Source organism: Bradyrhizobium sp. CSA207 (assembly GCF_029051685.1).
In the GTDB taxonomy this organism is placed as follows: domain Bacteria; phylum Pseudomonadota; class Alphaproteobacteria; order Rhizobiales; family Xanthobacteraceae; genus Bradyrhizobium.
Map to the genome: position 1 here is coordinate 20309 of NZ_JAACFT010000036.1, position 19714 is coordinate 40022.

General features: G+C 64.8%; 16 protein-coding genes. 9 read left to right on the forward strand and 7 right to left on the reverse strand.

Going from position 1 to position 19714, the window contains the following annotated elements; all coding sequences use genetic code 11:
- Nucleotides 1–59: 59 nt before the first annotated feature.
- Nucleotides 60–1397: an MFS transporter gene (locus tag GWG65_RS32070; RefSeq protein ID WP_275199495.1), complete on the reverse strand. Its 1338-nt coding sequence runs from the start codon at nt 1395–1397 to the stop codon at nt 60–62.
- Nucleotides 1398–1541: 144 nt separating this feature from the next.
- On the opposite strand from GWG65_RS32070, the gene GWG65_RS32075 reads away from it, so the two are divergent.
- The 9 genes from GWG65_RS32075 to GWG65_RS32115 all read left to right on the forward strand — a co-directional run bounded on the left by GWG65_RS32075 (nt 1542) and on the right by GWG65_RS32115 (nt 11804).
- Nucleotides 1542–2195 (forward strand): ABC transporter ATP-binding protein, encoded by a 654-nt coding sequence (locus GWG65_RS32075; protein ID WP_275199496.1) that lies wholly within the window; start codon nt 1542–1544, stop codon nt 2193–2195.
- Nucleotides 2192–4654: an ABC transporter permease gene (locus tag GWG65_RS32080; protein WP_275199497.1), complete on the forward strand. Its 2463-nt coding sequence runs from the start codon at nt 2192–2194 to the stop codon at nt 4652–4654. The genes GWG65_RS32075 and GWG65_RS32080 overlap by 4 nt, the downstream gene beginning before the upstream one ends.
- Nucleotides 4644–5726 (forward strand): lipocalin-like domain-containing protein, encoded by a 1083-nt coding sequence (locus GWG65_RS32085; RefSeq protein ID WP_275199498.1) that lies wholly within the window; start codon nt 4644–4646, stop codon nt 5724–5726. Before GWG65_RS32080 ends, GWG65_RS32085 begins: the two co-directional genes overlap by 11 nt.
- 27 nt (nt 5727–5753) lie before the next feature.
- Nucleotides 5754–6140, forward strand: coding sequence for an MAPEG family protein (locus GWG65_RS32090; RefSeq protein WP_275199499.1), 387 nt, complete (start codon nt 5754–5756; stop codon nt 6138–6140).
- A 180-nt stretch (nt 6141–6320) separates the two neighbouring features.
- Nucleotides 6321–7922 (forward strand): ABC transporter substrate-binding protein, encoded by a 1602-nt coding sequence (locus GWG65_RS32095; protein WP_275199500.1) that lies wholly within the window; start codon nt 6321–6323, stop codon nt 7920–7922.
- Nucleotides 7923–7954: 32 nt separating this feature from the next.
- Entirely contained in the window at nt 7955–8902 is a 948-nt protein-coding gene (locus GWG65_RS32100) for an ABC transporter permease (protein ID WP_275199501.1), read from the forward strand.
- 9 nt (nt 8903–8911) lie between these two features.
- A complete protein-coding gene (locus GWG65_RS32105; protein ID WP_275199502.1) occupies nt 8912–9805 on the forward strand; it encodes an ABC transporter permease in 894 nt (297 codons plus the stop codon).
- On the forward strand, nt 9805–10812 hold the full coding sequence (locus tag GWG65_RS32110; protein WP_275199503.1) for an ABC transporter ATP-binding protein: 1008 nt from the start codon (nt 9805–9807) through the stop codon (nt 10810–10812). Before GWG65_RS32105 ends, GWG65_RS32110 begins: the two co-directional genes overlap by 1 nt.
- Entirely contained in the window at nt 10809–11804 is a 996-nt protein-coding gene (locus GWG65_RS32115) for a dipeptide ABC transporter ATP-binding protein (protein WP_275199504.1), read from the forward strand. The genes GWG65_RS32110 and GWG65_RS32115 overlap by 4 nt, the downstream gene beginning before the upstream one ends.
- A gap of 132 nt (nt 11805–11936) precedes the next feature.
- Here GWG65_RS32115 and GWG65_RS32120 read toward each other — a convergent pair whose 3' ends face one another.
- The 6 genes from GWG65_RS32120 to GWG65_RS32145 all read right to left on the reverse strand — a co-directional run bounded on the left by GWG65_RS32120 (nt 11937) and on the right by GWG65_RS32145 (nt 19610).
- Nucleotides 11937–13913 carry an acetyl-CoA carboxylase biotin carboxylase subunit gene (locus tag GWG65_RS32120; protein ID WP_275199505.1) on the reverse strand — a complete coding sequence of 659 codons (1977 nt, stop codon included), beginning with the start codon at nt 13911–13913 and terminating at the stop codon, nt 11937–11939.
- Nucleotides 13910–15526, reverse strand: a complete 1617-nt coding sequence (locus tag GWG65_RS32125; RefSeq protein ID WP_275199506.1) for a carboxyl transferase domain-containing protein — start codon at nt 15524–15526, stop codon at nt 13910–13912. Before GWG65_RS32125 ends, GWG65_RS32120 begins: the two co-directional genes overlap by 4 nt.
- A gap of 107 nt (nt 15527–15633) precedes the next feature.
- Entirely contained in the window at nt 15634–16500 is an 867-nt protein-coding gene (locus tag GWG65_RS32130; RefSeq protein ID WP_275199507.1) for a 3-keto-5-aminohexanoate cleavage protein, read from the reverse strand.
- 225 nt (nt 16501–16725) lie between these two features.
- Nucleotides 16726–17526, reverse strand: coding sequence for an AraC family transcriptional regulator (locus GWG65_RS32135; RefSeq protein WP_275199508.1), 801 nt, complete (start codon nt 17524–17526; stop codon nt 16726–16728).
- A 264-nt stretch (nt 17527–17790) separates the two neighbouring features.
- A complete protein-coding gene (locus tag GWG65_RS32140; protein WP_275199509.1) occupies nt 17791–18447 on the reverse strand; it encodes a glutathione S-transferase family protein in 657 nt (218 codons plus the stop codon).
- On the reverse strand, nt 18447–19610 hold the full coding sequence (locus GWG65_RS32145) for an acyl-CoA dehydrogenase family protein (protein WP_275199510.1): 1164 nt from the start codon (nt 19608–19610) through the stop codon (nt 18447–18449). The genes GWG65_RS32140 and GWG65_RS32145 overlap by 1 nt, the downstream gene beginning before the upstream one ends.
- Nucleotides 19611–19714: the final 104 nt, after the last annotated feature.

Sequence of the window (19714 nt, forward strand, 5' to 3'; positions counted from 1 at the left end):
CCGCTCGCGCTTCGCGTGATCGACCCTCCCCCTCCAGGGGAGGGTAAGAGCGCCGCCCCTTACGTCGGCGACACTGCGCCCTTCAGCGCGGCAGCCTGCGGGGCAGCGTTGCCGGTCAGCCTGGCGCGCTCGGTGTTCGGCCACAGCAGCAACAGGCCGAGCAGGCCTGAGCCGACCATGATCACGGCGTTGATGGTGAAGCCGGTCATATAGCCGTCGACCATGTTTCCGGCGCGCTGGATCACGGTGCCCATGACGGCGGGCGCGACAATGCCCGCGAGCGTGTAGAGCGCACCGTAAATCGCGAGAACCGCGCCGCGCTGCGAGGCCGGAGTGAATTCGCCGAGCATGGGCGGGCAAACCACATAGATGGCACCGCACAGGCCGGTGCCGACCACGAGCAGGGCGATCTGGAAACCCGCGCCCTGGACATGCGGCATCGTGGCCAGGATCAGGCCACCGATCACCAGTGGCACGGAGCCGAGTACGCCACGCGCGATGCGAGTGGTCGAGCCGCGCGCCATCATCACCTGCGAGATCCAGCCGGTGAGGATCACGATCGTGGCGCCGAACACCCAGGGCAGGATCGAGATGAAGCCGGCCTGGCTCTGCGAAAAGCCGAGCCCCTTGACGATGAAGGGCGTGAACCAGGTGAGACCGAGCGACAGCGCCCAATAGGCGCCGAAGGTCGCCGCCACGCAGCCGATGAAGGTGCGTGAGGTGAGGAGCTGAAGATAGGGGATCCTCGGCTCGTTCGCCGCGAGAAACTGGGTGTCCTCCAGCGGGCCTTCCTTGCCGAGCGCGAGCCAGGCCGCGACCCAGATCAGGCCGACGATTCCGAGCGCGCCGAAGGCATAGTGCCAGGAATGGTTGACGATGATCCAGTTCAGCGCCGGCACGGCGAGGATGACGCCGAAGGCCGAGCCCTGCGACAGGATTGCGGTCGGCAGCGTGCGCTTCTCGTCGGGGAACCATTTGTAGATCGCGTGCATAGCGACCGAAGCCGCCGGACCTTCGCCGGCGCCGAGCGCGATGCGGCAGATCACGAGTGTGGTGAAGCTGACGGTGCCAACCATCGGGAACTGAGTGAGCGCCCAGATCACGGCCAACGTCAGCAGCACCCAGCGCGTCGGCACCTTGTTGACGATGAAGCCGACCACGATGGCCGAGATCGAGAACAGGAAGAAGAACGACGAGCCCAGCAGGCCGAACTGCTCCGGCTCGAGTTTCAGCTCGGTCATGATCGGTACGCCGGCGAGACCGACGACGATCTTGTCGGCGAAGTTCACCAGCATGAACAGAAACAGGAGAAAGGTAACGGTCCAGGCGCCCTTCGGTGTTGGCTTGGACATCCCCGTCGTCTTGTCCGCCGCTTTGGGCGTTCCCTGAGCGCTCATGCTTCTCCCCGTCTGCCTCATTTGGCAGTTTTATGATTTGGCTTTCCTGGAGCTAACAACGGCTTCGATGCCAACGCAACCCGGCATTTCCACGTCAAGTGTGCTACGCAGCATTCCCGTTAATTCCGTCCGGCGCCATTGATCGTGCTGAGCATCAAGAATCTCTCCAAGACCTTCTCCTCGGCCGGCGAGCCCGTTCATGTGCTGCGCGGTGTCGACCTCGAGCTCAGGGCCGGCGAGCGCGTCGCGCTGACCGGCGAATCCGGCAGCGGCAAGAGCACGCTGTTGCACCTGATCGCCGGGCTGGATGCTGCCGATGGCGGCACGATCCGGCTGGAGGACGCCGAGGTCACCAACCTGTCGGACGCGGGCCGCGCGGCGGTGCGGCGCGACCGGATCGGACTGGTTTTTCAGCAGTACAATCTGATCCCGAGCCTGTCGGTCGAGGACAATCTCGCCTTCCAGGCGCGAATCGCCGGCCGGCACGATGCGGCCTGGACCAAGGAACTGGTCGAACGGCTCGGGCTCGCCGGCCTGCTCAAGCGCTATCCCGAGCAATTGTCCGGTGGCCAGCAGCAGCGGGTCGCGATCGGCCGTGCCTTGGCGACAAAGCCCTCGCTGCTGCTCGCGGACGAGCCGACCGGCAATCTTGACGAAGAGACTGCCGACGACGTGCTGGCGCTGGCGCGCGACCTCGTCGCGCGCACCGGCTGCGGCTTCCTGATGGTGACGCACAGCCTGCACCTGGCCGGCACGCTCGACCGCCACGTCATCCTGCATGCGGGGCGGATCGCATGAGACGGGCGCTGTGGGTTCTCGCGGTGCTGCTCAGCCATTGGCGGCGGCACAAGATGCAGTTCGCGACGCTCGTGATCGGACTGGTTGCAGCGACCGCACTGTGGAGCGGCGTGCAGGCGATCAACCAGCAGGCCCGCAACGCCTATGACCGCGCCGCAGCGACCTTCGGCGGCGTTCGCACGGCGATGCTGGTTGCACCGAATGCGGCAACCTTCTCGCAGGACCTGTTCGTCAAGCTCCGCCGCGCGGGCTGGCCGGTCTCGCCGGTGCTGGAAGGCCGCGTCCAGGTCAACGGGCGTTCGATACGGCTGCTCGGCATCGAGCCGGTGACGCTGCCGGCTGATGTCGGCAACGCGCCGCGCCTTGGTGCTTCGGATTTGAGCAGTTTTGTTGCACCGCCCGGCCAGACATTGGTGGCGCGGGAGACGCTGACGGACCTGCAGGAGCAAGAGGGCGCGGCACCCTCGATCAGCAGTGGCGCAAAGCTGCCGCCGCTGCGCGTGCTGCCGCAGCTCGTCCCCGAGGTTCTGGTGGTCGACATCGGTGTGGCGCAACGTCTGCTGAACAAGCCGGACCAGGTGTCTCGCCTCCTGATCGGCACGCCGAAGGGCAAGCCCGCGCCGCTCGCAAGCATCGTTGGCGACCAGTTGCAGCGGATAGAGCCGAACGCAGAGACGGAGCTGGAGCGCCTCACCGACAGCTTTCATCTCAACCTCACGGCGTTCGGCCTGTTGTCGTTCTTCGTCGGTCTCTTCATCGTCAACTCGGCCGTGGGCCTTGCCTTCGAGCAACGGCTGCCGATGCTGCGCACCTTGCGGGCCTGCGGCGCGTCGGCGCGGCTGGTCAACACGGTCATGGTGGTCGAGCTGGTGGTGCTGGCGCTGGTCGCCGGCCTGATCGGGCTCGCCTGCGGCTATTTCATCGCGGCTGCGCTGTTGCCCGATGTCGTCGCGTCGCTACGTGGGCTCTATGGTGCGCAGATCCCGGGGCAGCTCACGCTGCGGCCCGAATGGTGGCTCGCCGGCATCGGCATCAGCATCGCCGGCGCGATGGTGGCGGCCGCGACCAGCCTGATCAAGGCGTTCCGCATGCCGGTGCTGGTGACGGCGCAGCCCTACGCCTGGCAGCAGAGGCAGCGCCGCTGGCTGATCCTGCAAAGCGCGGCGGCCTGCGCCGTATTCGCGGTCGCACTGCTCCTGCTTCGCTATGGCGATTCGCTGATTTCTGGTTTCGGCGTGCTGGCGGCCCTGATGTTTGGCGCGGCACTAATCTTGCCGGCTTCCCTGGAAATCATCCTGCTTGTGGGCCAGCGCACCGCGCGGGGGCCGCTGGCGCGGTGGTTCTGGGCGGACAGCCGGCAACAGCTCTCCGGATTGTCGCTGGCGCTGATGGCGCTGCTGCTTGCGCTTGCCGTCAATGTCGGCGTCTCCACCATGGTCGAAACCTTCAGCCGCACTTTTGTCGGCTGGCTCAGCGGCCGGCTCGCGGCCGATGTCTACATCAGCGCATCCGACAATGCGCAAGGCGTTGCGATCCGAAACTGGCTGAAGGACCGCAGCGAGGCCCAGGCGATCCTGTCAGGCGGGCGCGCCGAGACGCAGGTTCAGGGCCAGCCGGTGGAATTGCTCGGCCTTCCCGATCATGCGCTCTATCGCGAGCGCTGGCCGCTGCTGGAGGCCGCGCCGCGCGCCTGGACCCGGCTCATACCGGGCAATGCCGCCTTCATCAGTGAGCAACTGAGCCGCCGCATCAACGTCCGTGTCGGCGATGTCGTCGAGGTGCCAGCACCGGGCGGGACCTGGGAGCTCGACATCGTCGGCATCTACGCCGATTACGGCAATCCCAAGGGGCAATTGGCTGTCAATGTCGCGGCGCTGATCCGGCAGTTTCCGCAGACGCCGCAGACGCGGATCGGCCTCATCGTCGCGCGGGACAAGATTGCCGGATTGATCGTCGCATTACAGAAGCAGTTTGCGCTCGACGAGCGCAGCGTCGCCGACCAGGCGACGGTGAAGGCCGAATCGATCCGCATCTTCAATCGCACCTTTGCCGTGACGTCGGCGTTGAACGCCTTCACGCTCGGCGTGGCCGGCATTGCGCTCCTGACCAGCCTGCTGACGCTGGCAAATTCCCGCCTGCCGCAGCTCGCGCCGCTGTGGGCGATCGGCATCACGCGGCCACGCCTTGCCGCGATCGAACTGACCAAGACGCTGTCGGTCGCGCTGTTCACCGCGCTGCTCGCGGTACCGCTCGGGCTGTTGGTGGCGTGGTGCCTGATTGCGATCGTCAACGTGAAGGCGTTCGGCTGGCGGCTGCCATTCCATGTGTTTCCGCTGCAACTGGTCGAGCTGATTGCGGTCGCGCTGTTGGCCTCGCTGCTCGCCGCTGCACTGCCGGTCTTGCGGTTGGCGCGGATGCAGCCGGCGAACCTCGTCAAGGTGTTTGCCAATGAGCGCTGACAGGATTTCGCGGCGCGCCTTTGCCGGCGGCATCGTCGCCCTCACCCTCGCACGCCGTGCCGGCGCGCAGGGCTATGCCGGGCTCGGCGAGAAAGCCGACGGCTTTGCGCAGGTCGCGCCGGGAAAGCTGTTTACCTTTCCGGCCGATCACGGGCCGCATCCGGAGTTTCGCATCGAATGGTGGTATCTGACGGCGAACCTCGTCGATAGCAGCGGCGCGGCTTGCGGCCTGCAATGGACGCTGTTCCGACAGGCGACGCAGCCGGGGCCGCAAGGCGAGGGCTGGGCCAATCAGCAGCTCTGGATGGGGCATGCCGCCGTGACGCGCGCCGACACCCATCGTTTCAACGAGCTGTTTTCGCGCGGCGGCGTCGGACAGGCTGGGGTCACGGCAAAGCCGTTCGCGGCGTGGATTGACGATTGGGAGATCAAGGGATCCGAGCAGACCGATGATCGCACCCTGGCGCCGCTGACGCTGAAAGCGTCGGGCGCCGATTTCAGTTACGCGCTCACGCTGGAGGCCGACCGGCCGGTAGTGTTGCAGGGCGATGGCGGCTTCAGCCGCAAATCCGAGCGCGGGCAAGCCTCCTACTATTGCAGCCAGCCGTTCTTTCGCGCGCGCGGCAGCCTCATCATCGACGACAAGCCGGTCGACGTCTCGGGCCAGGCCTGGATGGACCGCGAATGGAGCAGCCAGCCGCTCGACGCCGACCAAACCGGCTGGGACTGGCTGTCGCTGCATCTTTCGTCCGGCGACAAGCTGATGCTGTATCGGCTGCGGCAGAAGGACGGCAAAGACTATCCATTCGGCAACTGGATCAGCGCAGACGGCCGCACGCAAATGATCGCGGGAAACGATATCCAGATGACCCCGAAGGCGACGGCAGAGGTCGCAGGACGCAAGCTGCCGGTGGAATGGCAGATCGCGATCCCGTCGCGATCGTTCTCGGTTGTCTGCAAACCTCTCAATGCAAAGGCATGGATGGGGACCGGCTTCTCCTACTGGGAAGGACCGATCAGCTTTGCCGGCACGCATGATGGCGTTGGCTATCTCGAGCTGACCGGGTATTGAACCGCCACCTCCTTCAAGGGACTAGTGATGTATCACCTTACCGCCCTCGTCACGCTGCTGGCGATCCTGTTTTATTTCTTCGTCTGCATCAACGTGTCGCGCTCGCGCACCAAAACCGGCGTCAAGGTCCCGGCGATGTCGGGACACCCGGATTTCGAGCGGGCCTTCCGCATCCAGATGAACACGCTGGAATGGATGCCGATCTTCCTGCCGTCGCTCTGGCTGTTTGCGATCTACATCAGCGATGCGGCCGCAGCCGGAATCGGCGCGGTCTGGATCATCGGCCGCATCGTCTACTTCATCGGCTATTCGAAAGCTGCCGCGAAGCGCGGCCCGGGCTTTGCGATCCAGGGCATCGCCAGCATCGTGCTGTGGGCGGGCGCCCTGGGAGCGGTGGTGTTGCGGTTGGTGTAATTCCGCAAGCCCTTCGCATCTGCACTCTGACATGATGAGAGCGCAGCCTTCGTCCTTCCGTCATCCGAATTGTCGAGGAGGCAGCCGGCCTTGCCGGTTGCCTCGCTGCGCCTGCGTCGCTATCGTTCGCCCAAACAGGCCGCAAAAGGCCCAAAAGACGGAAGTCCAGGGAGGACGAGGATGCGGAGCGTTTGGGCGCTCGCCGCGACGGCGGTGGTGCTATCTTTGCTGGCGTTTTCGACCATCACGTTGGCCGGCGAGCCCAAGCAGGGCGGGATTTTGCGGATGTACCACCGCGACAGCCCCGGCAACGCCTCGATCCATGAAGGCGCGACCTACTCGATCAATGTTCCCTTCATGCCGGTGTTCAACAACCTCGTCATCTACAAGCAGGACGTGGCGCAGAACAGCATGGACACCATCGTCCCGGAACTCGCCGAGAGCTGGGCCTGGGTCAACGACAACAAGACGCTAACCTTCAAGCTGCGCCAGGGCGTCAAATGGCATGACGGCAAGCCGTTCACCGCGGCGGACGTCAAATGCACCTTCGACATGCTGATGGGCAAGTCGCAGCAGAAGTTCCGGCAGAACCCGCGCAAGACCTGGTACGAGCAGGTGAGCGACCTCACCACCAACGGCGATTTCGAGGTCTCCTTCAATTTGAAGCGGCCGCAGCCTTCGCTGCTGGCGCTGCTCGCCTCGGGCTACACGCCGGTCTATCCCTGCCACGTCTCGCCCGGCGACATGCGCACCCATCCAATCGGCACCGGCCCGTTCAGGTTCGTCGAGTTCAAGGCCAATGAATCGATCAAGCTCGTCCGCAATCCCGACTACTGGCACAAGGGCCGGCCCTATCTCGACGGCATCGAGTTCACCATCATCCCGAACCGGTCGACCGCCATTCTCGCCTTCGTCGCCGGCAAGTTCGACATGACATTCCCGACGCATATCACGATCCCGCTGCTGAAGGACGCGAAATCCCAGTCACCGAATGCAGTCTGTACGGTCGAGCCCACCAACGTCTCGACCAACATCATCGTCAATTCGTCCGCGCCACCGTTTGATAACATCGACATCCGCCGCGCCATGGCGATGACGCTCGACCGCAAGGCCTTCGTTTCCATCTTGTTCGAAGGGCAAGCAGATATCGGCGGCACGATGCTGCCGCCGCCGCAGGGTCTGTGGGGCATGCCAAAGGACATGCTGCAGAGCATTCCCGGCTATGGACCGGATGTGAACGCCAACCGCGAGGAGGCGCGCAAACTGATGCAGAAGGCGGGCTACGGCCCGGACAAGCACCTTGCGGTCAAGGTCTCCACCCGCAACCTCGCGGAATATCGCGATCCCGCGGTGATCCTGATCGATCAGCTCAAGAGCATCTATATCGACGGCGAGCTCGACGTCGTCGAGACCGCGAACTGGTTCCCGAAGATCGCGCGCAAGGACTACATGCTTGGCCTCAATTTGACCGGCAGCGCCGTCGACGATCCCGACCAGTCGTTCTACGAGAACTATTCCTGCGGTTCGGAGCGCAACTACACCAATTACTGCAACAAGGAGATCGAAAAGCTGTTCGACGCGCAGTCGCAGGAGACCGACCTCAACAAGCGCAAGAAGCTGGTGTGGGATATCGACAAGAAGTTGCAGGAGGACGTCGCCCGCCCGATCATCTTCCATGCACGCGCCGGCACTTGCTGGCACCCTTATGTCAAGGGTGTGACGGTGATGTCGAACAGCTCCTACAACGGCTACCGCTATGAGGACGTCTGGATGGACAAGTAGCGCAGGCGGCTGACGGGCTCGGGAGGCGAGACATGTTTGCCTATCTGGTACGGCGCCTGTTCCTGATGCTCGTGACCCTGTTCGGGATCTCGATCGTCATCTTCTGCCTGCTGCGCATCGTGCCCGGCAATATCGTCGACATCCTGTTTGCCGCGGCCGGGTATGTCGATCCGGCCGACAAGGCCAACCTCGAAAAGGAACTCGGCCTCGACCAGCCGTTGGTGGTGCAATATCTGCACTGGATCGGCGGATTTTTGCGCGGCGATTTCGGCTACTCCTACGTCTCGGAGAAGCAGGCGCTGCAGGAAATCCTGCCTCGTATCCCGATCACGGCGCGGCTGGCCGGGCTTGCGCTGCTGTTTTCCGCCTCGATCGGCATTCCGCTCGGCGTCATCAGCGCGGTGAAGCAGGGAACACGGCTCGACTATGCCTTGCGGGTGGTTAGCCTCAGTGGCCTGTCGCTGCCCTCGTTCTGGCTTGGCCTTTTGATCCTCACCGCGTCGGTGGCGATGTTCGGCCAGATGCCGATCTTCAATCCCAATCCGCAGACATATCTCGAAGCCTTCGCCACCTATGCCGTGCCCGCAGCCGCCGTCGGCTTCCGCAGCGCCGCTCTGACCATGCGCATCACCCGCTCCTCGATGCTGGAGGTGCTGCGCCAGGACTACATCCGCACGGCCCGCGCCAAGGGCGCGTCCGACGCTGCCGTGAACTATCAGCACGCGCTGAAGAACGCGATTTTGCCCGTGATCACCGTGATCGGGATCGAGGCTGCGTTCCTGATCGGCGGCCTGATCGTCACCGAGACCGTATTCAACATCCCCGGCGTCGCACGCTTCCTGGTCGAGGCGATCCGCTGGCGCGACTATCCGATCGTGCAGAACCTCGTGATGCTGATCGCGGTCGTAGTGGTGAGCGCGAATTTCATCGTCGACATGCTGTACGCGGTGTTCGACCCGCGGATCAGGTACACGGATTAGGAGCTCTGCTTGGTCTCTATCGACTATGATCTCGAACTCAGGCGGGCCGGTGCATACGCGACTGGCGGTTGGCGGCGCGTGCTGTTCCTGGCGCAGCGCCATGTGCTGGGTGCGGCAGGACTCGTCATTATGACCCTGTTCGTGTTCACGGCGATCTTCGCCGACTTCATCGCACGCTACGATCCCCTCACCGTCGATTCCGCCCGCGCGCTGGCGCGCCCCAGCCTGGCGCACTGGATGGGCACGGATTCCTTCGGCCGCGACGTGTTCAGCCGCATCATCCACGGCGCGCGGATCTCGCTCGCCGTCGGTCTCGGCTCGACCGCGCTCGGCGGCTCGATCGGCGTGATCGTGGGGCTGACCTCAGGCTATCTCTCGGGCTGGGTCGATCTGGTGTTCCAGCGCGTCTCCGACGTCCTCCAGGCACTGCCGCTGCTTGTGCTGGCGCTGGTGATGACGGCAGCACTCGGCCCGTCGCTGCCGAACGTGATCATCGCGATCGCCATTCCCTTGATCCCGACGGTTGCGCGCGTGATCCGCGCCAACACGCTGGCACTGCGCGAATTGCCCTTCATCGAAGCCGCCAAGTCGATCGGCATGAGCGAGGTGCGGATCGCGCTGCGCCACGTGCTGCCGAACACGCTGGCGCCGCTGATCGTGCTCGCGACCGCCCAGCTCGGCTCAACCATCCTCACTGAGGCCTCGCTCTCCTTCCTCGGCCTCGGCATTCCCGAGCCGTATCCGTCCTGGGGCCGGATGCTGTCGGAATCCGCGGCCGAATATGTCCGCACCGCGCCGTGGCTGGTGATCTTCCCGGGCATTGCGATCAGCCTCGCGGTGTTCGGCGCCAATCTGTTCGGTGACGCCTTGCGCGACATTCTCGACCCGAGGCAGCGCGGCTGATGAAAGAGGCAACCGATCTCGTGCTGGAGGTGAAGAACCTGAAGACGGTGTTCTTCACGAACTCCGGTCTGTTCAAGGCGGTCGACAACGTTTCGTTCACCGTGCGGCGCGGCGAAACGCTGGCGATCGTCGGCGAATCCGGCTGCGGCAAGAGCGTGACTGCGCTGTCGCTGATGCGGCTCGTCCCCGATCCGCCCGGGCGCATCGTCGGCGGCTCCGTCACCCTCGAAGGCACCGATCTGTTGGCGCTCGACGAGACCAGGATGCGCGCGATCCGCGGCAATCGCATCTCCATGATCTTCCAGGAGCCGATGACCTCGCTCAATCCTGTGATGCGGATCGGCGACCAGATCGCCGAGGCCGTGCGGCTGCACCGGGCTATGCCGAACCGGGAGGCTCAGGACATCGCAGTCGAGATGCTGCGGCTGGTGCGCATTCCCGAGCCGGCGCGGCGCGCAAGGGAATATCCGCACCAGCTCTCCGGCGGCATGCGCCAGCGCGCGATGATCGCGATGGCATTGGCTTGCCGGCCGGCGCTGCTGATCGCGGACGAGCCGACCACCGCGCTTGACGTCACCATCCAGGCACAGATTCTGGCACTGATCCTCGACCTTCAGAGAGAGCTCGGCACCGGCCTCGTGCTGATCACGCACGATCTCGGTGTCGTCGCGCAGACGGCGCAGCGCGTCATCGTGATGTATGCGGGGAAGAAGGTCGAGGAAGCCAGCGTCGAGGCGCTGTTTGCCGCGCCAAAGCATCCCTATACGCGCGGGCTGATGGCCTCGATCCCGGCGGTGCCGGCGTCCGGTCTCGCCGCGCAGGCGCGACTGAACGAAATCCCCGGCACCGTGCCGTCACTGGTCCGGCTACCGCCCGGCTGCCCCTTTGCGCCGCGCTGCAAGCTCGCGATCAAGCATTGCGAGGCCGAATATCCTCCGCTTGTCGATTGGGGCGGCGGCCATCTCGCCGCCTGCTGGCGCGCGGCCGAAGTCGCGGAGGTGGCATGAGTGAGGCGCTGCTGGAAGTCACCGACCTGACAAAGCACTATCCGGTGCGCGCCGGCGTGCTGCGCCGGCAGGTCGGCACCGTGCACGCAGTCGACGGCGTCTCGTTCTCGGTTGGCGTCGGCGAGACGCTGGGTCTCGTCGGCGAATCCGGCTGCGGCAAATCGACGGTGGCGCGCAGCGTGCTGCGGCTGGTCGAGCCGACATCGGGGCAGATCCGCCTCGGTGGCGAGGACATCACCCACCTTTCGAAGTCTGCGCTTCGGCCGCATCGCCGTTCGATGCAGATCGTGTTCCAGGACCCGTTCGCCTCGCTCAATCCGCGCATGACCGCGGGTGACATCGTCGGCGAGCCACTGGCCGTCCATGGTCTCGCCAGTGGCAAAGCACTGGAGGCACGTACCGCAAAGCTATTCGAGCAGGTGGGATTAAGGCCCGACCAGATGCGCAGCTTCCCGCATCAGTTCTCCGGCGGTCAGCGCCAGCGCATCTGCATTGCCCGCGCGCTGGCGCTCGGGCCACGCCTGATCGTGTGCGACGAGCCGGTCTCGGCGCTCGACGTCTCGATCCAGGCGCAGGTGATCAACCTGCTGATCGACTTGCAACGGCAGCACGGCTTCTCTTATCTCTTCATCGCGCATGACCTCGCCGTGGTCGCCCATATCAGCCACCGCGTCGCCGTGATGTATCTCGGCCGCATCGTCGAGATCGCCGACAAGGACGAGCTATTTCGCAATCCGCGCCATCCCTATACGCAAGCCCTGCTCGCCTCGGTGCCGATCGCCAACCCGCTTGCCAAGAAGCTCGCACCGCTGGTCGACGGCGACGTGCCGAGCCCGGTCAATCCACCCTCGGGCTGCGCGTTTCACACCCGGTGCCGGTTTGCGATGGAGCGGTGCAAGATCGAGCGGCCGGCGCTGATGGAAGCGGGCGACGGGCACCAGGTGGCGTGTCTGCTCAATGAGGGGACGGGACGAGCCAACGTGGTCCCGTAGGGTGGGTTACCGAAGGCGTAACCCACCACTGTCTGGCTCCGCGAAAGCGAAAAAGTGGTGGGTTACGCCCAGCGAACTGCGCTCCGCGCAGTCGCAAGGCTAACCCACCCTACGGTCGCGCCCCTTGCCGCGCTACCCCGCCCCGATCTTCGCCACGATCCTGCCTGTCGTCACCTGCTCGCCTTCGGCAACGTCGATCGCCGCGATCACGCCGTCGATGCCGGCCTTGTGGACGTGCTCCATCTTCATCGCTTCCAGCGTCAGCACCGGCTGGCCGGCGGCAACGCGCTCGCCCGGCTTGACCAGGACGGCGACGACGCGGCCGTTCATCGCGGCGCGGACCTTGCCGTCGCCGCCGTTGGTTGCGGCGGATTTTGGCGCGGCGAGGGTGAGATCGGTGACCGCTAGCGGGAGGCCGCGGTGCTGAACGTAGAGCCGGTCGCCGTCGCGCAACAATTTTGCGCTGTCCATCACGCCATCATGGCGGAAACGAACAGCGTCGGCATCGAGCTGATCGATCTCGAACCTGTCCTGGCGACCGCCGACCGCAACCGTGAAGCCGCCATCGCGTTCGCCGGTGACCTCGACCTCATGCGTGTGGCCGGCGATCTCGATCTTCGCGGGCAGTGGAAAGGTTGCCGCCAGACTCCGTCCGCCGCGCCATGACGGCGCGAGGGGGCTGGTGACGTAAAGCAGGAGACCCGCCAGGGCGGTCTCGAACGCGCTATCCTGCCGTGGCGCCAGCAGCTCATCGCGATGCGCGCCGATAAACGCCGTGGTCGCCTCGCCGCTGGCAAAGCCGGGATGGCGCAGGCACGACATCAGGAAGGCCTGGTTGGTGGTCACGCCGAAGGCGGTGAGCTGCTCCAGGCCGACGATCAGCCGCCCCCTCGCCTCCTCCCGCGTCGTGCCGCTGCTGATCACCTTGGCGATCATGGAATCGTAGAACGGCGGGATCTCCGAGCCTGATTGCAACGCGTGCTCGACGCGCAATCCTTCCGGCATCTGCCAGCGCGCCATGCGGCCCGACTGCGGCATGAAATCATTTGCGGCATCTTCCGAACATAGCCGGACCTCGATGGCGTGGCCGGAGAACCTGATGTCCTGCTGCTTTACCGGCAATGGCTCGCCGCGCGCCACGCGCAACTGCAGCTCGACCAGATCGAGCCCGGTGATCGCTTCCGTCACGGGATGCTCGACCTGGAGGCGCGTGTTCATCTCCATGAAATAGAATTCGCCGCTCTCGTCGAGCAGGAATTCCAGCGTGCCGGCGCCCTCGTAGCGCAGCGCCTTCACCGCGGCGACCGCGACCTCGCCCATTTTCGCACGCAGCGCTGGCGTCACCGCCGGCGACGGCGCCTCCTCGATCAGCTTCTGATGCCGTCGCTGCACCGAGCAGTCGCGCTCGCCAAGATGGATCGCGTTGCCATGGCTGTCGCCGAACACCTGGATCTCGATGTGGCGAGGATTCTGGATGGCGCGTTCGAGGATCACCGTTGGATCGCCGAACGCTGCCTTCGCTTCCGACCGTGCGCTACGCAGAGCGTCGGGCAACGACCCCGCGTCGACCACGAGCCGCATGCCACGGCCGCCGCCGCCGGCGACCGCCTTGATCATCACGGGGAAGCCGATCTTTCTGGCCTCGGCGAGCATGACCTCGTCGGCCTGATCGGCGCCCTGGTAACCGGGCACGCAGGGCACACCGGCCTTCTTCATGATCTCCTTGGCGCCCGCCTTGTTGCCCATCGCCTCGATCGCCTGCGGCGACGGGCCGATGAAGACGAGGCCCGCATCCTTGCAGGCTTGCGCGAACGCCTCGTTCTCGGCGAGGAAGCCATAGCCGGGATGCACGGCATCCGCGCCACCGGCTTTCGCCGCCGCGATGATGGCGGCAATGTTGAGATAAGACTGCGCCGGCAGCGCTCCGCCGATGCGCACCGCCTGGTCGGCCTGCCGCACATGAAGGGCATCGTGATCGGCATCCGAGTAAACCGCGACGACACCAAGTCCGAGCCGCCGCGCGCTGTGCATCACACGTAGCGCGATCTCGCCGCGATTGGCGATCAGGACCTTGAAGAACGGCCGGTGCTGCACTGATCCGTTCCTCATGGGCGGGCCACCGAAAATTGCATGCGCTGGGGAGTCCGCGCATCGCCCTCGCGGCAGATCGCGAGCACTTCGGACAGCACCGCGCGGGTGTCGCGCGGATCGATCACGCCATCGTCGAGCACGCGGGCGCTGGTCGAGAACACGTCCATCTGACCGTCGAACACGCCGACGATCTGCGCCTTCATGGCCTCGAGCCTGTCCTTCTCGATCGGCTTGCCGCGCCGTGCTGCGGCTGCTTCAGTCACAATCGCCATGGTCTCGGCAGCCTGCTCGCCGCCCATCACAGCGGTTCTGGCGTTGGGCCAGGAGAAGCAGAAGCGCGGATGGAAGCCGCGCCCGCACATACCGTAATTGCCCGCGCCGAAGGAGGCGCCGCAATAGATGGTGATCTGCGGCACGGTCGCCGACGTGACCGCCTGGATCATCTTCGAGCCGTGCTTGATCATGCCGGCTTCTTCGTAAGATTTGCCCACCATGTAGCCGGTGGTGTTGTTCAGATACAGCAGCGGCGTGCGGGTCTGGCAGCAGGCCTGGATGAAATGCGTCGCCTTGTTGGCGCCGGCCGGATCGAGCGGACCGTTGTTGGTGATGATGCCGATCGCCTGCCCCTCGATGCGGGCATGGCCACAGACCGTGGCGGGGCCGTAGTTCGGCGCCATCTCGGTGAAGTCGGAATCATCGACGATACGCGCGATCACCTGCTTCATGTCGACGGAGCGCTTGTGGTCCATCGGCATGATGCCGAGCAGATCGTCCGGATCGTAGCGCGGCGGCTTGTATTGCGCAGCCGCCCTGCCCGGCCGCTGCCATTCCAGCGCCGCCATGATCTCGCGCGCGATGCGCAGCGCGTCGCGGTCATCTTCGGCGAGGTAGTCGCCGAGGCCGGAGATCTGCGTGTGCATCTCGGCGCCGCCGAGCTCTTCTTCGGTGGCGACCTCGCCGGTTGCGGCCTTCAGCAGCGGCGGCCCGGCGAGAAACGCGCGAGTGCGGCCGCGCACCATGACGATGTAGTCGGACAGGCCGGTTTGGTAGGCACCGCCCGCGGTGGAAGATCCATGCGTCACGGTGACGACCGGCAGGCCTGCCGCCGAAAGCCGCGCAAGATTGCGAAAGATATTACCGCCGCGCACAAAATCCTCGACGCGGTAGCGCAACAGATTGGCGCCGGCGCTTTCGACCAGCTGGACGTAAGGCAGCTTGTTCTCCAGCGCGAGCTCCTGCACGCGGAGCGTCTTGTCGAGGCCGTAGGGCTGAAGCGCACCGGCATCGATGCCGGCATCGTTGGCGCTGACCATGCAGCGGATGCCAGAGACGAAGCCGATGCCGGCGATGACGCCGCCCCCGGGCACGCTCTTGTTGGCATCGGGCACGTCGAACATGTAGCCGGCGAGCGTCGACAGCTCGATGAAGGGCGCGCCGGGGTCGAGCACCAGCGCGACGCGCTCGCGCGGCAGCAGCTGGCCGCGCTTGTGGAAGCGATCCTTGGCTGCGGCGGACGCCGCGCGCGTGCGTTCCTCCAGCGCGCGCATGCGGTCGATCAAGGCGAGCATGCCGTCGCGATTGGCGTGGTAGGCCGCGCTCCCGGGGGAGATGGTGTTTTCGAGAATGGACATAACAGTTTCCTGCTCGTCATTGCGAGCGAAGCGAAGCAATCCAGACTGTCATCGCGGAAAGATTCTGGATTGCTTCGCTTCGCTCGCAATGACGGTTGAGGCGATAGCTACCGATTCGTCCCAAAGATCTTCCGCGCCTCGGCCGGGCTTGCGATGGCGCGGCCCGCGCGGCGCGCGCAGGCGGCAACGGCCTCGATCAGCTGGCCGTTCGAGGTCACTTTCTTGCCGTCGGCGAGATAGAAGGTGTCCTCCAGACCGGTGCGCAGATGACCGCCGAGCTCGGCACAGCGCTGGTGCAGCGGCCAGATCTCCTCGCGTCCGATCGCCGTGACCTGCCAATGCGCCTCGGGGCGCTTCAGCTTGAGCAGGATCGGCAGCAGATCGGGATCCGACGGCATGCCGGACGCCACGCCCATCACGAAGTTATATTCGAGCGGGCCGTTGTACATGCCGACCTGGTTGTACATGCCGACGCAGCGGACGATGCCGACGTCAAAACATTCGAACTCCGGGATGGTGCCGACCGCGTTCATGACGTCGAGATAGTCCTTCACCTTCTCGACCGAATTATCGAACATCATCGGCGGCCATGCCCATGTGTTGTCGGCCTTCACCTTCAGGTAATTCAGCGAGCCGGCGTTGCAGGCGGCGATCTCCGGCCTGGTTTCGCGGATGCAATCGAGCGCGCCGCTGTAGTTCGGCCCGGAGATGCCGGAGGTGTGGTTGATGATCACGCCGGGACAGGCCTCGCGTATCGCCTGCTGGATTTCCTTGCTGACGCTCACCTCCCAGGACGGCAGGTGCCCCTTGTCCGGCGCCTGCTGGCGCAGATGGATGTGCATGATGCTGGCGCCGGCATCGAACGCAGCCTTGGCCTCGCGCGCCATCTGCTCCGGCGTGACCGGCACGTTGTGCTGCTTCGGGTCGGTAAGCACGCCGTTCAGCGCGCAAGTGATAACGACCTTGTCGCTCATGCCTCTTCGCCCATGATCTGGATGTCTCGCACGTTGACAATTCAACGCTTGCGATCATGTGACGCGCGGCATGCGGCTTCTTGCGCGGAGAAGCTAGAGATTCGGCGATGCTGCGTAGGGTGGGTTAGCGAAGCGTAACCCACCAAGGTCTCTCAACCGCGGAAGCAAAAGTGGCGGGTTACGCCCAGCGGACTGCGCTTCGCGCAGCCGTGGGGCTAACCCACCCTACGATGCCTCCGCGAGCCTCACCGTCTCGCTGCTGCGATAGATCGCAAGGTCGCGCGAGCCGACGAAGATTGCGCGCGGCTTCAATCCGTAGAAGCGGCGGATCGAATGGCTGAAATGGGTGCTGTCGGGATAGCCGATGTCCTGCGCGAGATGGGCGAGGTTGAGGTCCTGGTTGGCGAAGTGCAGCAGGTGCCGCGCGCGTTTCCAGGCGCGGAAGGAGCGGAACGAGATGCCGGTCTCTTCCTTGAACAGATGCAGGAAGCGCGAGGCGGAAAGTCCGGCATCCGCCGCACATGTATCCGCCGTCACAGGTTCTCCCGTGAAGCGACCGAGGCGCGCGACTGCGCGCATCACACGGGGGTCGAGCACGCGGCGCGGCAGCGCCTCGCCAAAACACATCTCGTCGAATTCGGCGGTGGTGATGTCGCCATAGCGGCGCTGCCGCAGCAGCGCATAGGCGGCCAGGATCTTGCGGGCATAGACGGCCTTGTCCGGCCCGGTGAGCCGCGCAACCAATGCTTCCGACGCTCCGTCCGACATGCTTTCCGGTTCGAGCGTCACACTGATCGCAGTGCGGTAGTCGCTGGCGATGGAGTGCCGCTGGTTCGGCAGGGTCACGATCAATTCGCCTGACGTGTTGACGTCGTCGATCGAGAGATGCAGGTTGCCCTTGACCGCCACATAGACATGGCAGCAGCCGGGTGTCCGCTTGCGCGGGCGGCCGAGCAGGCCGGCATAAAACACCCGCTCCGGCGTAATCAGCATCAAATGGTCGGATTCGCGGCCGGGATCTTCCATTGGGGGTCCTCCTCGCGCGGCTCTCTGGCCGCTGCGGACGGAGGTCACCTTAGCGGAAATTTGGGCGCTGTCACGGCGCGATAGCGCTGTCATGGGGCGCAAAGGGTTGGCGGTGCCGGGACGGGTCAAGCCTGTCGTCCCGGCGAAGGCCGGGAACCATACCGCGAGGTCTATCTATTCGGGTGGTGCTGATCCCGAACAATCAATCTTCGCAAAATACCTCCCTGGGGGTATGGGTCCCAGCCTTCGCCGGGACGACAAGGCTTAAGCCCTTACCCTTGGCGCCACGTTCTGCTCGATGCCGGCCTTCTGCTCCGCGGCGACCGCGCGCTTGAAGCCGTCGCGTTGCTGCAGGCGCGCCCAATAGGCTGCGACATTTGGCCCAAAATCCTTGGCGAGCCCGATATTGTCGGCCAGGCGGAGCGCATAGCCGATCACGATGTCGGCGGCGGTAAAGCGGCCGGCGCACAAGGTCTCGGTATTCGCGGTCGCGGCCTCGACGGCGCGCAGCCGGCCCAGAAACCATTTTGCATAGTCGCCGGCAACCTGCGGATTGCGCCGCTCTTCCGGCTCGAGCTGGCTGTAGCGGAGCACCAGCGTCTGCGGGAAGGTCAACGTGGCATCGCTGAAATACATCCAGTTCAGGAACGCGCCGTAGGCGGGATCGCCGGGGTCCACCATCAGCGGCGTCGGCCCGTGCTTGATGCCGAGATAGTGGCAGATGCCGGAGGATTCGGTCATCCGCGCCTCGCCGTCGATCATGAACGGAATGGTTCCGAGCGGATTGAGCGCAAGATAATCCTTGGCGAACACCCGCGGCGGGAACGGCAGCATTTTCAATTCGTATGGCAGCCGCATCTCCTCCAGCATCCAGAGCGGGCGAAACGAGCGCGCGGCATCGCAGTGATAGAGCGTGATCATCAAGAACTTCCTTTGCTGCCGGGCAGCGTGCCCATCATCTTGCACAGGACCATCAGCATGACCTCGTCGGCGCCGCCGCCGATCGAGGTCAGGCGGCTGTCGCGATAGGCGCGGCTGACCGGCGTCTCGTTGGTAAAGCCCATTCCGCCCCAATATTGCAAGCAGGCGTCGGTGAGTTCGCGGCCGAGCCGGCCGGCCTTCAGCTTGGCCATGGTCGCAAGCTTGGTGACATCCTCGCCGGCCACCAATGCCTCGCCGGCGCGATAGATCAGCGCGCGCAACAGCTCGACTTCGGTCTGCATCTCCGCGAGCTTGAAGTGCACGACCTGATTGTCGAGGATCGACTTCCCGAAGACCTTGCGGTTGCGGGTGTATTCGATGGTCTCGCTGATGATGTGCTCATGTGCCTTGAGGCAGGCGGCCGCGCCCCACAGACGCTCCTCCTGGAATTGGATCATCTGGTAGGTAAAGCCCTTGCCCTCCTCCCCGATCCGGTTGCGCTTGGGCACGCGGACATTGTCGAAGAAGATCTGCGCGGTGTCGGAGGAGCGCATGCCCAGCTTATCGAGCTTTCGCGCAACGTTCACGCCCTTGGCCTTCATGGGCACGCAGATCAGCGACTTGTTGCGGTGAACCGGCCCGTCGCCGGTGTTGGCGAGCAGGCAGATCCAGTCGGCCTGGGTGCCGTTGGTGATCCACATCTTGCCACCATCGATGACGTAATCGTCGCCATCCGAGCGCGCAACGGTCTTGATCGAGGCGACGTCGGAGCCTGCGCCGGGCTCGGAGACGCCGATGCAGGCAACGAAATCGCCCGCGATCGAGGGACTGAGAAACTCCCGCCGCACCTCGTCGGAACCGAACCGCGCCAGCGCCGGCGTCGCCATGTCGGTCTGCACCCCGATCGCCATCGGCACGCCGCCGCAGGTGATAGCCCCCAGCTCCTCCGCCATCATCAGCGCATAGGAATAATCGAGGCCCGAGCCGCCGAACTCCACCGGCTTGTTCAGCCCGAGGAAACCGAGACTGCCCATCTTCTTGAACAGCTCATGCGCCGGAAAGATGTCGGCCCTCTCCCATTCATCGACATGAGGGTTGATTTCGTTGGCGATGAACTTTTGCAAGCTGCGGCGGATGTCGTCATGGTCGGCGGTGAATAGCATTTTTACCTTCAGATTCTCCGACAAGTGCTTTTATTTCAGTCGTCATGGCCGGGCTTGTCCCGGCCATCCACGTCTTTCTATCGCGACGGCTGCAAAGAACGTGG